This window comes from Yersinia sp. IP36721 (genome assembly GCF_003634395.1).
GTDB classification, from domain to species: Bacteria; Pseudomonadota; Gammaproteobacteria; order Enterobacterales; family Enterobacteriaceae; genus Yersinia; species Yersinia entomophaga.
In genome coordinates, this window is the sequence record NZ_QCZL01000013.1 from 1 (window position 1) to 13,968 (window position 13,968).

Genomic DNA, 13,968 nt, shown 5'->3' on the forward strand with positions numbered 1-13,968 from the left:
ATGGTGGGTCGTGCGGGATTCGAACCTGCGACCAATTGATTAAAAGTCAACTGCTCTACCAACTGAGCTAACGACCCATTATATGAAGCTATTTTTTCGTCGCTTTAACGTTTTGCAAGTTGTCTTGGCAACGGCGGCATATATTACTAATTTTTCTTCGCAGCGCAACTTAAATTTCGAATCAATCGTTTAACTGCTTGTTCTTCACACGATCAAGCCCAGAAATTAGCCGATCAGACCAATTACTGGGCTTAAAAAGACTAAAGAGCAGATAAACGCTTCTGCGCTTGTTTCGCCGTATCAGTGTTAGGGAATTGCTTGATCACTTGCTGGTAAACCGCCTTGGCTTTATCGCCCTGGCCTTTTTCCTGCATGATCACCCCAACTTTATACATTGCATCTGCACTTTTCGGAGACTTTGGATAATTTTTTACAACAACAGCGTAGTAATACGCAGCATCATCTTTCTTACCCTTGTTGTAATACAACTGCCCTAACCAGTAGTTGGCGTTAGGCTGGTAAGTCGATTTTGGGTACTGTTTCACAAAGTGTTGAAAAGCAACGATCGCCTGATCGTACTGCTTCTTCTCAAGAGCCAGTGAAACTGCCGTGTTGTAGTCGCTATTCTCATCACCACTGCTTGCCGGTGCGGCTGTATTAGCCGCTGCACCCGCCGCAGAATCAGAACCACCACCTGTCGCCGCACTCTCTGTCGACGCGCCAGCTGCAGCAGACGCAGAATTTTGCGCACCCTGACCGCCCAGACTATCCATTTGCTGGTAGATCTGTTTTTGCCGTTCGACAATTTGATTTAGCTGATATTGGTTTTCTTGGATCTGACCACGCAAACTATCGATATCGCGCTGCGAATCGGACAGTTGTTGTTGGAGTTGAGTCAATAGCTGGCTGTGAGCGTTAGAAATACGCTCTAAAGATGTGACTCGATCTTCTACCGAGCCGGAGCCGACATTACTGATTGGCGCTTGGGCAGTAGCGGCCCATGGGACCGCTACGCCAACCAGTAACGACAGACTCAACAGGTGACGTCTGAAGTTACTGTTCATGCGATTCTCTTAGTAAACCAGAACTGCACGACGGTTTTTAGCGAATGCTGCTTCGTCGTGGCCCAGTACCGCTGGTTTTTCTTTACCGTAAGATACGATAGAGATTTGGTCAGCAGAAACGCCTTTGCCTTGCAGATACATTTTCACTGCGTTAGCACGACGCTCGCCCAAAGCGATGTTGTATTCTGGCGTGCCGCGTTCATCCGCGTGGCCTTCAACAACAACTTTGTAAGACGGGTTGCTACGCAGGAATGCAGCATGTGCATCCAGCATTTGAGCGAAGTCAGAAGCGATATCGTATTTATCGAAGCCGAAGTAAACGATATTGTTCTTTTGCAGTTCCTGCATCTGCAGACGAGCTTGCTCTTCTGAAGACAGGTTGCTGCTTTCTGTACCAGTGCCAGCGCCCATGCCAGATTGGTCATTGTTTGCGCTTTTGTTAGAACTACAAGCAGCGATAGCCAGAACTGGCAATGCCAACATCAGCCCTTTCAGCACTTTGTTCAGTTGCATCTCTTTGATCCTTTTTTATAGTTTGCCATACATACGTATTTACACATGCATCACAGATACGGCGACCAGGCAGGGAATTTTACCTGTCCATCAGTTGCCGGAAGACGCGCTTTGAAACGCCCATCAGTCGAGACCAGCTGTAACACGGAACCTAGCCCTTGAGTCGAGCTATAGATAACCATGGTGCCGTTAGGCGCGATACTAGGCGTTTCATCCAGGAACGTGTCCGTTAACACTTGAACGGCTCCCGTTTCTAGATCCTGTTTGGCGATGTGCTGGGTTCCACTGCTGGAGCTAACCAGTGCCAGGAACTTACCATCAGCGCTAACGTCCGCGTTCTGGTTCTGAGAACCTTCCCACGTGATACGCTGCGGCGCACCGCCGTTTATATTCACTTTATACACCTGCGGACGGCCACCCTGATCTGAGGTGTAAGCCAGATTCTGGCTGTCCGGGAACCAACTTGGCTCCGTATTGTTGCTACGGCCATCCGTTACCTGACTGATCTGGCCAGACGCCAGGTTCATCACGTAGAGATTCAGGCTACCGCTTTTAGACAAAGCGAACGCCAGTTTGGTACCGTCAGGTGAGAATGCTGGTGCACCGTTATGACGAGGGAAAGAAGCAACCTGTTTGATTGCGCCGTTCGCCAACGTTTGAATAACCAGTGCAGACTTGCCACTCTCAAATGTTACATAAGCAATTTTGCTGCCATCCGCCGACCAGGCCGGTGACATCAGTGGCTCAGGAGAACGGTGTACTACAAACTGATTGTAGCCATCGTAGTCTGAAACACGTAATTCATGCGGGAATTTGCCACCGTTAGTTTGCACTACATAGGCAATACGCGTACGGAACGCCCCTTTAATACCGGTCAGTTTTTCAAATACTTCATCACTGGCGGTATGGGCAGAATAACGTAACCATTGCTTGGTTATTTTATACTGATTCTGCGCCAAAATACTTCCCGCTGCACCTGCTGTATCAACTAATTGGTAAGAAACCAAATAGCTGCCATCAGCGCCCGGCTGTACCTGACCCACAACCACGGCATCAATGCCTAATGCAGTCCATGCCGCAGGCGTCACTTCCGCTGCGGTAGACGGCTGCTGCGGCATACGCGCCACGTCAATCGGGTTGAATTTGCCGCTGTTGCGTAAGTCTGCACCCACGATAGCGCCGATATCTTCAGGAGGCGTACCCGGCCCCATCCATTTGAACGGAACTACGCCGATCGGACGAGCAGAGTCCACCCCTTGGGTTATCTCAATGCGAACCTCTGCGTGTAACACAGATGCCCATAAAACTAAAAAGCCTAGTGCTACTCGAAATGCCTGCTTCATCTTGTCTCCCTTATCCGAGCGGAATGCCCGCGATAATTAGCAGAATTTTAACAAACCAACGCAAACAAAACTACATAATCCGTGGTTGATTAACAAACTTATACCCCGTTAATCAACACTTATTGTGGCTTAAAGGAAACCGGCGCATTCTTAAATACTTCGTAAACATCTTTACTCGGTGGTTTAGGAATCTTAGCCTGTTTCGCTGCGGCTATCGCGGCCTGACACAATGCAGGGTCGCCACCTTCCGCTTTTACGTCTATCAACAGACCGTCCGGTGCCAGTTTAATCCGGAGATCGCACGTGCGGCCTTTGTACAAGTCTGCATCATAAAACTTACTCTGAATCGCCGCAGTAATCTGGCCTAAATAGCCGCTGATTTCTGCACCCGACGCACCGCTTTTCTTGCCACCGCCTTTACCTGCTGCGGCTTCACCTGCGCCAGTACCACTTTTTGGCGCATTCTTGGATGACGCCAGGCCACCAAAGAGATCGTCAACATCCGTAGCACTCGCTGCTTCTGCTGCCGCCTTCTTCTTGGCGTCAGCCGCTTTTTTCGCATCTGCTGCGGCTTTCTTGGCATCAGCAGCAGCCTTTTTCTCAGCGTCGGCGGCAGCTTTCTTCTCTGCGGCTTCAGCGGCCTGCTGTTTAGCTTCTGTAGCGGCTTTTTCTGCGGCCTTCTTCGCATCTTCTGCCGCTTTCTTGGCGTCAGCCTCTGCCTGCTTCTTCGCTGCCGCCGCTACGGCAGCCTCTTTCTTCGCATCTGCTTCGGCTTTTTTCTTCGCGTCGGCGGCGGCTTTCACTACCTGCTCGGCTTCAGCTTTCGCTTTAGCAGCCGCAGCTTCGGCCTGCTTCTGTTCTTCTTTGGCTTTGGCTGCTGCCTCTGCCGCTTGTTTTTGCTGTTCGGCGGCCTGTTTTTGTTGCTCAGCCGCCGCTTTTTTCTGTTCTTCCGCCGACTGCTTGGCCTGTTCCTGTGCCTGTAGCCGCTCTTTTTCCAGCTCTTTCAGGCGCTGCTGCTCTGCGGCCTGCTGCTGTTGTAATTCTTCTGCCTGTTGTTCGGCTTTTTTCTTGCGCTGTTCTTCAGCGCGCTTCGCGTCAGCCTGCTGTGACTGCTGGCGATTATATTGCTGTGTTATCGCACCGGGATCGACCATCACGGCGTCAATCACTTCGCCGCCAGCTCCGCCGCCGCCCATTTCAGTCTTCTGCGTCAACGAGCCCCAAATTAGCAGGCCAATTAATATAATGTGCAGAACGACCGAAACAATAACGGCGCGATTCAACTTATCGTTTTGCTCGGTTGCCTTTCCCACGCTCGATTTCCACACTCGATATTCAAAAACAGGGTCAATGCCGATACAGCGATATTTCGCGCTTAATCGACATCAACACAGACTTAGATCGGCTGAGTCATCAGCCCAACCGAAGTAACGCCAGCCTGATGGAGCATATTCAGCGCCTTGATGATTTCATCATAAGGAACTTCTTTAGCACCACCGATCAAAAACACGGTTTTCGGATTGGCTTTTAGACGCGCCTGAGCTTCCGCAACAACCTGCTGCTCTGGCAACTGCTCCATCCGTTGATGATCGACCACCACCGTATATTGACCAACACCAGAAACTTCCACAATCACCGGCGGATTATCATCGCTGGATACCGTTTTCGAATCCGTAGCGTCAGGCAAATCAACCTCAACGCTTTGTGTAATGATGGGCGCTGTGGCCATAAAGATCAGCAGCAATACCAGCAATACGTCGAGCAAGGGCACAATGTTAATTTCAGACTTAAGCTCGCGACGTCTACGACCACGTACTCGCGCCATACAACCCCCTACTTATTTGCTCTCGGTGCTGGCGAAAGCCTGGCGATGCAGAATAGCAATGAACTCTTCCATAAAGTTGTCATAGTTCTGCTCAAGCTTGCTGACGTGCAGATTCAGGCGGTTATACGCCATTACCGCAGGGATTGCCGCAAACAGACCAATCGCCGTAGCAATCAGTGCCTCAGCAATACCCGGTGCAACCATTTGCAAAGTTGCTTGTTTCACTGCGCCCAAGGAGATAAAGGCGTGCATAATCCCCCATACGGTACCAAACAGACCGATATACGGGCTGATAGAACCGACGGTGCCCAGGAACGGGATATGGTTTTCCAACGCTTCCAGCTCGCGGTTCATCGAGATGCGCATAGCACGGGAGGCGCCGTCGATAACGGCTTCCGGCGCATGGCTGTTTGCGCGATGCAAACGAGCAAACTCTTTAAAACCAGAGTGGAAAATTTGCTCTGAGCCACCCAGACTATCGCGGCGCGCCTGACTTTCCTGATATAAACGGGAAAGCTCAATGCCGGACCAGAACTTGTCTTCAAAGGCTTCGGCATCACGTGTGGCAGCATTCAGAACGCGCGTTCGCTGAATGATAATTGCCCAAGACGCAATGGAAAAGCCCATCAGTACCAGCATGATAAGCTTAACGAATAGGCTCGCCTGCAGGAATAAATCCAGAATGTTCATGTCAGCCACTACTTAAACTCCGCGACAATAGACTTGGGAAGCGCTTTTGGCTTCATTTTGTGTAGATCGATACATGCGACCAATACTTCTGCACTACTCAGAAGATTGCCATGGGAATCGAAAATTCGTTGAGCAAACGAGAGAGAGGCCCCCCGCATTTCAGTAATTTCGCTCTCCACCTCTAGCATATCATCAAGACGTGCTGGAGAAAGATACTCTACCGTCATGCGTCGGACAGCGAAAGCAATATGCTCACTGAACAATTGCTGCTGGTGAAAATTGCGTTGGCGCAGCATTTCTGTGCGCGCCCTTTCGTAAAAGGCTACGTAGCGCGCATGGTAAACCACGCCACCAGCGTCGGTGTCTTCATAGTAGACACGAACCGGCCATCGAAATAACGTATTACTCACTCTACTTCCCAGTAATGCAATTAACGGACACACTATACTGAAGAGCGATTCGGTTTGGAATGACTTGCAAGGTGAGAACGAAAATAATTATGGGCCGAACGGCCCATAGGGATGATTAGCTGCAAGATTAGGCGAAAAAATGGAAAATTCCCGCGCCTAAGATCACAATTGCAGGAAGAGGCGAGAAAAAAGCTCTCAGCCATACCCGCTGCGGTCGAAAACCTACGCCATGGATGACCCCAGTACAGACAGCCCACACTAAAAACACCTCTTGCCAGACTTCTAACGAACTGGTGGCGGCGGCAAAGCGCGTCGGGTCCCAGAAAATACAGAAAGCCAGCGTGAAGGCGAGAATAAGTGAAAGGGCCCGCAGCGGGCCCTTATCCATTAAAGCGTACAACTTATCGGACAACATCTTCGCTGCCGTTTTTAGCGGCTTTCTTCTCCGCCGCATTGGCCTCACTCTGCTCTAGCGCCAGAGCAGTAATGATACCGAAGGAGCAGGCCAGAAGTGTTCCGAGAATCCAGGCAAAATACCACATGCTTTATGCTCCTTAGTACAGTGAGTGCTTGTTGTTTTCGATATATTCTTTATCGATACGACCGAACATCTTGTAGTAACACCAGCTGGTGTAGAGCAGGATGAGCGGCACAAAGATAATCGCAACAATGGTCATCACTTTCAGCGTCAGCAGGCTTGATGTCGCATCCCACATTGTCAGGCTAACGTTCGGCATGGTACTTGACGGCATAACGAACGGGAACATGGTAACCCCGGCAGTCAAAATCACACAGGCAATCGTCAGTGACGAGGAGATAAACGCCAACGCGCATTTTTCCATACGCGAGAACAGGATGGTGAACAGCGGCAGGATTATCCCTAACGCTGGCAGCGCCCACAGGCTTGGGTACTTGTTGAAGTTAATCAACCAGGCGCCCGCCTGATGTGCCACTTCTTTACGCATCGGGTTGGATTCCGCAGCGGTGTTCAGCGCTGAAGTAATCACAAAACCGTCGATACCTTTCACTACCCAGATACCCGCCAGCAGGAAGGCTACGCCCATCACTAACGCACAAATCTGTGCGGCAGCGCGGGAACGTAGATGAATTTCACCGCGGGTACGCATTTGCAGGTAGGTAGCACCCTGAGTCACCAACATGGCCAGACTGACTACGCCCGCCAACAGGCCGAACGGGTTCAGCAGTTGGAAGAAGTTGCCGGTGTAGAACAAGCGCATGTAGGTATCCATATGGAATGGAACACCTTGCAGCAGGTTACCAAAGGCGACGCCGAACACTACAGCAGGAACGAAGCTACCGATGAAGATGCCCCAGTCCCACATATTGCGCCAGCGGCTGCTTTCCAACTTCGAGCGGTAGTCAAAACCGACCGGACGGAAGAACAACGCAGCCAACACCAGAATCATCGCAATATAGAAACCGGAGAAGGCAGCGGCGTACACCATTGGCCACGCGGCAAACAGCGCACCACCGGCGGTAATCAACCAAACCTGGTTGCCATCCCAATGGGGAGCAATCGAGTTAATCATGACACGGCGTTCAGTATCGGTTTTACCGATAATGCGTAGCAGGATACCTACGCCCATATCAAAACCATCGGTGACGGCGAAACCTATCAGTAGCACACCAATCAGTAGCCACCAGATAAATCGTAATACTTCATAATCAAACATAAGTGGACTCCCGTTTACCGTGCTTCTTGCGCAGGCGCAGTCGGCTGTTCAAAGTGATAGCGGCCAGTTTTCAGGCTACTAGGCCCAAGGCGCGCAAATTTGAACATCAGGTACATTTCTGCGACCAGGAACAGCGTATACAGACCGCAAATCAGCGCCATGGAGAACAGAATATCCCCTGCTGTCACCGAAGAGTTGGCAATGGCAGTGGGCAGAACCTCACCGATTGCCCAAGGTTGACGGCCATACTCAGCCACAAACCAGCCAGACTCGATCGCGATCCAAGGTAATGGAATACCCCACAGCGCCAGACGATGCAGCCATTTTTTCTCACCGATACGACCACGGCATACGTTGTAGAACGAGAGACCGATAATCAGCAACAGCAGGAAGCCACAGACCACCATGATGCGGAACGCGAAGTACAGCGGCAGAACTTTAGGAATAGAGTCTTTAGCTGCCAGTTGAATCTGCGCTTCGGTAGCGTCAGTTACGTTCGGCGTGTAACGCTTCAGCAACAGGCCATAACCCAGATCTTGCTTGGTTTTGTTGAACTCGGCACGAACAGCCGGATCGGTGTTACCCGCACGCAGTTCTTCCAGCAAACGATAAGCCTGAATACCATTACGGATACGGACTTCGTGCTGTGACATCAGATCGCGCAGGCCGGTCACCGGAGTATCCAATGAACGAGTGGCAATCAAGCCTAATGCATAAGGAATTTGAATGGCGAACGAGTTCTCCATTTTTTCCTGATTAGGAATAGCAAACAGCGTAAAGGCTGCCGGAGGCGGCTGGGTTTCCCATTCGGCTTCAATTGCAGCAAGTTTGGTTTTTTGTACGTCACCCATTTCGTAACCGGATTCATCACCCAGAACAATAACGGACAGCGTCGCGGCTAAACCAAAGCTGGCAGCGATAGCAAAGGAACGTTTGGCAAACGGAATATCACGGCCTTTCAACAGATAGTACGAGCTGATACCCAGAACAAACATCGCACCGGTAACATAACCAGCAGCAACGGTATGCACGAATTTAACCTGAGCAACCGGGTTCAGAACCAGCTCAGAGAAACTTAGCATTTCCATACGCATGGTTTCGAAGTTGAAATCCGCCGCAATTGGGTTTTGCATCCAACCGTTGGCAACCAGAATCCACAGGGCAGAGAAGTTAGACCCCAATGCAACCAGCCAAGTAACGGCCAGATGCTGATGTTTACTTAACCGATCCCAACCGAAGAAGAAGAGACCAACAAAAGTAGATTCCAGGAAGAACGCCATCAGACCTTCGATTGCCAGAGGGGCACCGAAGATATCACCGACGTAATGAGAGAAATATGACCAGTTAGTCCCGAACTGGAACTCCATAGTCAGACCCGTAGCGACCCCCAGAGCAAAGTTAATAGCAAATAACTTGCCCCAGAATTTGGTCATATCTTTATAGATTTGTTTGCCAGACAGTACGTAAACCGTTTCCATAATTGCCAGCATAAACGCCATACCCAGCGTTAGCGGGACAAATAGGAAATGGTACATAGCCGTTAAGGCAAACTGTAACCGTGACAGTTCGACAATATCAAACATCTTGACTCCTTGCTCCTCGCAGGAAGACTCCGACTTGCGGCAACGCGACCTCCGCTATAATTGGAAGTCTCATAACTACCAGCAGTGAATGCCCAAAAAAACACAACAAAAATAACAATATCAACTACCCAGTATTACACCGCGATAATAGTACGCTTCTAATCCCATACAATAAATAGGATTTTACGTGACCTGGCTTTGAGTTCTGGATACAGGTCAACAAACCAACTAATTATCGATAGCAGGACAAATTGATCCAGAACAATTTAAGCTCATATGAACATTATTGCCATATTGAAAACTTGATTTAGAACAATTTTCTTCTGGAGGTGTTAATTAATCGTTCAAATATTTTTATATAAACCTCCAGTGTTAAATAAATGTGATTTAATGGTTTAAGTAATGATTTATTTTTTCATTTTTCCGCGATCAAGATTAACTTTTTTAATTTATAATCTTCATGGTGAGTTGAATCACAACTTAACAATTTATATGAATATATTAATCGATTCTTGGGGAAGCGTTCGCTTGTGTTGCTATTTTGTTGCATCATAAAATTCGGTTACATGATGAAACATTGGCCCCTTCAAGAAGATTAAAATGAAAAAAATAGCGCTAGCCTCCTTACTTTGTATCAGCACCTCTTCCTCCTTCGCCGCTGAAACTGTCAACCTGACGATTTTAGGTACCTCCGATCTGCACGGCACCTTCGTTCCCTGGGACTATGCCAGCGACAGTGAAAATCTGGCCGGCAGCCTGAGCCAAATCGCCACGCAGGTGAAAAAAATCCGCGCCGAACAGCCCAATATCATTTTGGTTGACGCCGGTGATACCATTCAGGGCAACTTCGTGGAAACCTTTAAAAACGAGGCCGTCAGCCCGATGATGCTCGGTTTCAACGCCCTGAATTACGATGCTTGGGTGCTAGGTAATCACGAATTCGATTTCGGTCTGAAGGTTCTATCCACCTCTTTAAACCAGTTTAAAGGTACCGCTCTGGCGGGGAATATCTTCTGGGACAGCGGCAAGCCTTACCTGCCCTCTTATAAGATTATCGAACGCCAGGGCGTCAAAATCGGCATCATCGGTATGGATACGCCAATGACAGCGGAATTTGCCCAAGGTACCGATCGTATCAAGGGGCTGAATTTTACCGATCCTGTGCAAGAAGTTAAGAAGGTGATTCAACAAATTCAGCCGCAGGTCGACGCTATCGTGCTGGTTGCCCATATGGGGATTGATAACGAGAACCAGCGTCCCGGTACTGGCGTGGGGGACATTGCCAAAGCCAACCCGGAGCTAGCGGCCATAGTCGCGGGCCATATGCACGTCAAAATTGATAAGGCCGTAGTGAACGGCGTTATTATTACTGAACCGGATAAATATGGCCGCGCCCTTTCCCGTATCGATTTGCAATTTGAACAGCGGGATGGAAAATATCATTTAATCAATAAAGACAGTTATACCTACCCCATCAAAGGAATTCATTCTGATAAAGAACTTGAAGCTATTTATCAGCCTTATCACAGTATTTTGCGCGCCAATGCAAATCGGGTTATTGCGACCCTAAGCGGAGTAGACTTAGTGCCTAAAGATGAGATAAAAGGCATTCCGCAAGTACATATTCAGGATACCGGTATCAGTGCTCTGTTCCAGGAAGCCGCACGCCACTATGCGCCTAAAGCGCAAGTTATTGCCTTACAGATCGATAATGACCGAGCTAAATTAGATTTAGGTAAGATAAAAGCTAAAGATATTGCTTTTAACTATCAATACGCCGGCGGGGAAATAACGGTTTATCAGCTTACGGGTAAAGAACTGAAAAAATATATGGAGTGGTCAGCCGATTATTTCAATCAGGTTAAACCGGGCGATGTCACCTACAGTTTTAATCCGCAACGTCGCGCGTCTAAATATTCCACCAATGATTTCTTTGATGGCGTCACCTACACCATCGACCTACGCCAACCTGCGGGTTCACGTATCACCAATTTACGTTTTAACCATGGCGAAGCCGTTACCGATAGCACGCCAATTCGCTTAGGAATGAACAGCTATCGAATGGGACATTTGACTCAGAAAGGTGGTGTACTGGCGGGTCAGCAGTTCCCGGTACTTTCCGATACTAAGGCAGAATATGGCGAAGAGGACGGCACCATTCGTAATCTGACCATCCGTTATCTAACCGAGGTCAAACACGGTCAATACCAAGGAAAAACCGAGCAACGTTGGAAGCTGGTTGGATTGGAAGGTTATGAACCGCAGCGAGAAGTGGTGAAAAAGCTAATCAATGAAGGGAAAATAGCGGTTCCTACCACCGAAGACGGACGTTTTACCAATATCGCATCGATTAACGTTAAGGATAAGCTGTTTAGCGATAAAGCCAGCTATAACGCAGCGCTGGCGTCACTTCAGCAGCAGCTTGGCAACGCTAAAAGCGAGCAAGCTAAGCAGCAGGCACAAACGGATATGATACTGATTACCGCCCTGAATAATTTCTGATGCCCTCCCCTCTCTAACGGAGGGGAATTCTGCGATATCGGAAGGTTCACGCGGTTTCTTTATAAAAAAAAGGCCACCGGAAGGTGGCCAATATATGTCGAGCTAATCGTTATTTTTATCTATATCTAGACCTGTATGCCTCAAGCTGCCTCTGCGTTGGCTTAACCCGATCGCCCAAATCACTTAGTCGCCTAAACTCATCGGGTTCACCTGTCTACCCTCTTGCCGCCGCTCGAATGACTTAAGTCAGCTTACTGAGGTAAAACTTCTTTCACCGCGTCACCGATATCGGCCAGGCTACGAACTGTTTTCACGCCTGCCGCTTCCAGAGCCGCAAACTTGTCTTCAGCCGTACCTTTACCACCGGCAATGATGGCGCCAGCATGGCCCATACGTTTGCCTTTAGGCGCAGTCACACCGGCGATATAACCCACAACAGGTTTGGTGACGTGATCTTTGATGTAGGCTGCGGCTTCTTCTTCCGCGGTCCCGCCGATCTCACCGATCATCACAATCACTTCGGTTTGCGGATCTTCCTGGAACAGTTTCAGGATATCGATAAAGTTAGAGCCTGGGATCGGATCGCCACCAATACCGACGCAGCTTGATTGACCGAAGCCAATATCAGTCGTCTGCTTAACCGCTTCATAAGTCAGGGTACCCGAACGAGAAACGATGCCCACTTTGCCTGGCAGATGAATATGGCCTGGCATGATGCCGATTTTACATTCACCCGGGGTGATCACACCCGGACAGTTAGGACCGATCATGCGCACGCCGCTTTCTTCCAGTTTCACTTTGATAACCAGCATATCCAGCGTCGGGATACCTTCAGTGATACAGATAATCAGCTGAATGCCTGCGTCAATCGCCTCCAGGATGGAATCTTTACAGAACGGAGCCGGCACGTAGATAACCGAAGCGGTCGCACCGGTTGCTTCCACGGCTTCACGCACGGTATTAAATACCGGCAGACCCAGATGCTGAGTGCCGCCTTTGCCTGGCGTTACACCACCAACCATTTTAGTGCCGTAAGCAATCGCCTGTTCGGAGTGGAAAGTCCCTTGGCCGCCGGTGAAACCCTGGCAAATAACTTTGGTGTTTTTATTGATTAAAATAGACATTATTTACTCCCCACTGCCGCAACAACTTGCTGAGCCGCATCTGTCAGGCTGGTCGCAGCAATAATATTCAAGCCGCTGTCTGCCAGCTTTTTGGCACCCAACTCAGCGTTATTCCCTTCCAGACGAACAACAACCGGTACGTTAACACCCACTTCTGCTACCGCACCAATGATGCCGTCAGCAATCAGATCGCAACGTACGATACCGCCAAAGATATTGACCAGCACCGCTTTCACTTTGTCGTCGGACAGAATGATTTTAAAGGCTTCGGTTACGCGTTCTTTGGTTGCGCCGCCGCCAACGTCGAGGAAGTTAGCCGGTTCGCCGCCGTGCAGTTTCACGATGTCCATAGTACCCATCGCCAGACCTGCGCCGTTGACCATGCAGCCGATGTTGCCATCCAGCGCGACGTAGTTCAGTTCCCACTGCGCAGCCTGAGCTTCACGGGCGTCTTCCTGAGTCTGGTCACGCATTTCGCGCAGCTCTGGTTGACGGAACAGGGCATTACCGTCCGCACCCAGTTTGCCATCCAGACACACCAAATCACCTTGTTTGGTGATCACCAGCGGGTTGATCTCAACCATCGCCAGATCGCGTTCCAGGAACAGCGCTGCCAGACCCATAAAGATCTTGGTGAACTGGCTGACTTGTTTACCGGTTAGACCCAGTTTGAAGGCTAACTCACGGCCTTGGTATGGCTGCGGACCCGCCAGTGGATCCAGAGCAATTTTGTGGATCAGTTCCGGCGTTTCTTCCGCAACTTTCTCGATTTCAACACCGCCTTCGGTTGAAGCCATGAAGATCACACGACGAGAACCGCGATCGACTACAGCGCCCAGATACAGTTCTTTATCAATATCGGTCGCGGCTTCTACCAGAATCTGGTGTACCGGCTGGCCGTGGGCGTCAGTTTGGTAAGTGACCAACTGCTTGCCTAACCAGTGTTCCGCAAAAGCACGAATTTCTTCTTTGCTATTAACCAGCTTCACGCCGCCCGCTTTACCGCGACCGCCAGCATGAACCTGACATTTTACCACCCAAGGTGCGCTGCCGATTTTTGATGCGGCTTCTTCTGCTTCACGGGGTGTGGTACAGGCGTAACCGGTTGGAGCCGGCAGACCATACCGAGCAAACAGTTGTTTGGCCTGATATTCGTGTAAATTCATGATGTTCTATCCATTTAAGTCTGTAGACGGGACGAGCCCCGCAGTGTCTGGATA

Annotated in this window: 14 protein-coding genes and 1 tRNA gene; 1 reads left to right on the forward strand and 14 read right to left on the reverse strand. The window is 49.6% G+C overall.

Annotation, left to right across the window (positions count from 1 at the left end; translation table 11 throughout):
* Window position 1: 1 nt before the first annotated feature.
* The 12 genes from DBA33_RS11945 to cydA form a co-directional block, all read right to left on the reverse strand.
* Window positions 2–77 (reverse strand) — tRNA-Lys (locus DBA33_RS11945).
* Between the two features lie 183 nt (window positions 78–260).
* On the reverse strand, window positions 261–1,064 hold the full coding sequence (cpoB, locus tag DBA33_RS11950) for a cell division protein CpoB (protein WP_120806545.1): 804 nt from the start codon (window positions 1,062–1,064) through the stop codon (window positions 261–263).
* Window positions 1,065–1,073: 9 nt separating this feature from the next.
* Window positions 1,074–1,577: a peptidoglycan-associated lipoprotein Pal gene (gene pal, locus DBA33_RS11955; protein ID WP_004722151.1), complete on the reverse strand. Its 504-nt coding sequence runs from the start codon at window positions 1,575–1,577 to the stop codon at window positions 1,074–1,076.
* Window positions 1,578–1,627: 50 nt separating this feature from the next.
* On the reverse strand, window positions 1,628–2,920 hold the full coding sequence (gene tolB, locus DBA33_RS11960; RefSeq protein ID WP_049596717.1) for a Tol-Pal system beta propeller repeat protein TolB: 1,293 nt from the start codon (window positions 2,918–2,920) through the stop codon (window positions 1,628–1,630).
* A gap of 119 nt (window positions 2,921–3,039) precedes the next feature.
* Window positions 3,040–4,233: a cell envelope integrity protein TolA gene (tolA, locus tag DBA33_RS11965; RefSeq protein WP_064512535.1), complete on the reverse strand. Its 1,194-nt coding sequence runs from the start codon at window positions 4,231–4,233 to the stop codon at window positions 3,040–3,042.
* 83 nt (window positions 4,234–4,316) lie between these two features.
* Window positions 4,317–4,745, reverse strand: a complete 429-nt coding sequence (gene tolR, locus DBA33_RS11970; RefSeq protein ID WP_049596719.1) for a colicin uptake protein TolR — start codon at window positions 4,743–4,745, stop codon at window positions 4,317–4,319.
* Between the two features lie 12 nt (window positions 4,746–4,757).
* Window positions 4,758–5,444 (reverse strand): Tol-Pal system protein TolQ, encoded by a 687-nt coding sequence (gene tolQ / locus DBA33_RS11975; RefSeq protein WP_049596720.1) that lies wholly within the window; start codon window positions 5,442–5,444, stop codon window positions 4,758–4,760.
* Complete coding sequence (ybgC, locus tag DBA33_RS11980) at window positions 5,444–5,845, reverse strand: tol-pal system-associated acyl-CoA thioesterase (protein WP_064512534.1); 402 nt, start codon at window positions 5,843–5,845, stop codon at window positions 5,444–5,446. Before ybgC ends, tolQ begins: the two co-directional genes overlap by 1 nt.
* Before the next feature lie 127 nt (window positions 5,846–5,972).
* The gene (ybgE, locus tag DBA33_RS11985; protein WP_049596722.1) at window positions 5,973–6,260 is read right to left on the reverse strand and encodes a cyd operon protein YbgE; all 288 of its coding nucleotides are present in this window, start codon (window positions 6,258–6,260) and stop codon (window positions 5,973–5,975) included.
* Complete coding sequence (gene cydX, locus DBA33_RS11990) at window positions 6,247–6,387, reverse strand: cytochrome bd-I oxidase subunit CydX (protein WP_049596723.1); 141 nt, start codon at window positions 6,385–6,387, stop codon at window positions 6,247–6,249. The genes ybgE and cydX overlap by 14 nt, the downstream gene beginning before the upstream one ends.
* Window positions 6,388–6,399: 12 nt before the next feature.
* Complete coding sequence (cydB, locus tag DBA33_RS11995) at window positions 6,400–7,539, reverse strand: cytochrome d ubiquinol oxidase subunit II (RefSeq protein WP_120806547.1); 1,140 nt, start codon at window positions 7,537–7,539, stop codon at window positions 6,400–6,402.
* Between the two features lie 14 nt (window positions 7,540–7,553).
* A complete protein-coding gene (cydA, locus tag DBA33_RS12000) occupies window positions 7,554–9,122 on the reverse strand; it encodes a cytochrome ubiquinol oxidase subunit I (RefSeq protein ID WP_049596725.1) in 1,569 nt (522 codons plus the stop codon).
* Window positions 9,123–9,722: 600 nt separating this feature from the next.
* Between cydA and DBA33_RS12005 the strand changes: the two genes are divergently transcribed.
* Window positions 9,723–11,624, forward strand: a complete 1,902-nt coding sequence (locus DBA33_RS12005) for a 5'-nucleotidase C-terminal domain-containing protein (protein ID WP_120806548.1) — start codon at window positions 9,723–9,725, stop codon at window positions 11,622–11,624.
* Between the two features lie 251 nt (window positions 11,625–11,875).
* Here the strand turns inward: DBA33_RS12005 and sucD are convergent, their stop codons facing one another.
* Both sucD and sucC read right to left on the reverse strand, forming a co-directional pair.
* A complete protein-coding gene (gene sucD, locus DBA33_RS12010; RefSeq protein ID WP_064512527.1) occupies window positions 11,876–12,748 on the reverse strand; it encodes a succinate--CoA ligase subunit alpha in 873 nt (290 codons plus the stop codon).
* On the reverse strand, window positions 12,748–13,914 hold the full coding sequence (sucC, locus tag DBA33_RS12015; protein WP_064512525.1) for an ADP-forming succinate--CoA ligase subunit beta: 1,167 nt from the start codon (window positions 13,912–13,914) through the stop codon (window positions 12,748–12,750). Before sucC ends, sucD begins: the two co-directional genes overlap by 1 nt.
* Between the last annotated feature and the right edge of the window lie 54 nt (window positions 13,915–13,968).

Excerpts from the sequence above, each read along its gene's own strand:
- cpoB (WP_120806545.1), bottom strand. The coding sequence starts at position 1,064 with ATGAACAGTAACTTCAGACGTCACCTGTTGAGTCTGTCGTTACTGGTT.
- pal (WP_004722151.1), bottom strand. The coding sequence starts at position 1,577 with ATGCAACTGAACAAAGTGCTGAAAGGGCTGATGTTGGCATTGCCAGTT.
- tolB (WP_049596717.1), bottom strand. The coding sequence starts at position 2,920 with ATGAAGCAGGCATTTCGAGTAGCACTAGGCTTTTTAGTTTTATGGGCA.
- tolR (WP_049596719.1), bottom strand. The coding sequence starts at position 4,745 with ATGGCGCGAGTACGTGGTCGTAGACGTCGCGAGCTTAAGTCTGAAATT.
- ybgE (WP_049596722.1), bottom strand. The coding sequence starts at position 6,260 with ATGTTGTCCGATAAGTTGTACGCTTTAATGGATAAGGGCCCGCTGCGG.
- cydX (WP_049596723.1), bottom strand. The coding sequence starts at position 6,387 with ATGTGGTATTTTGCCTGGATTCTCGGAACACTTCTGGCCTGCTCCTTC.
- cydB (WP_120806547.1), bottom strand. The coding sequence starts at position 7,539 with ATGTTTGATTATGAAGTATTACGATTTATCTGGTGGCTACTGATTGGT.
- cydA (WP_049596725.1), bottom strand. The coding sequence starts at position 9,122 with ATGTTTGATATTGTCGAACTGTCACGGTTACAGTTTGCCTTAACGGCT.
- DBA33_RS12005 (WP_120806548.1), top strand. The coding sequence starts at position 9,723 with ATGAAAAAAATAGCGCTAGCCTCCTTACTTTGTATCAGCACCTCTTCC.
- sucD (WP_064512527.1), bottom strand. The coding sequence starts at position 12,748 with ATGTCTATTTTAATCAATAAAAACACCAAAGTTATTTGCCAGGGTTTC.
- sucC (WP_064512525.1), bottom strand. The coding sequence starts at position 13,914 with ATGAATTTACACGAATATCAGGCCAAACAACTGTTTGCTCGGTATGGT.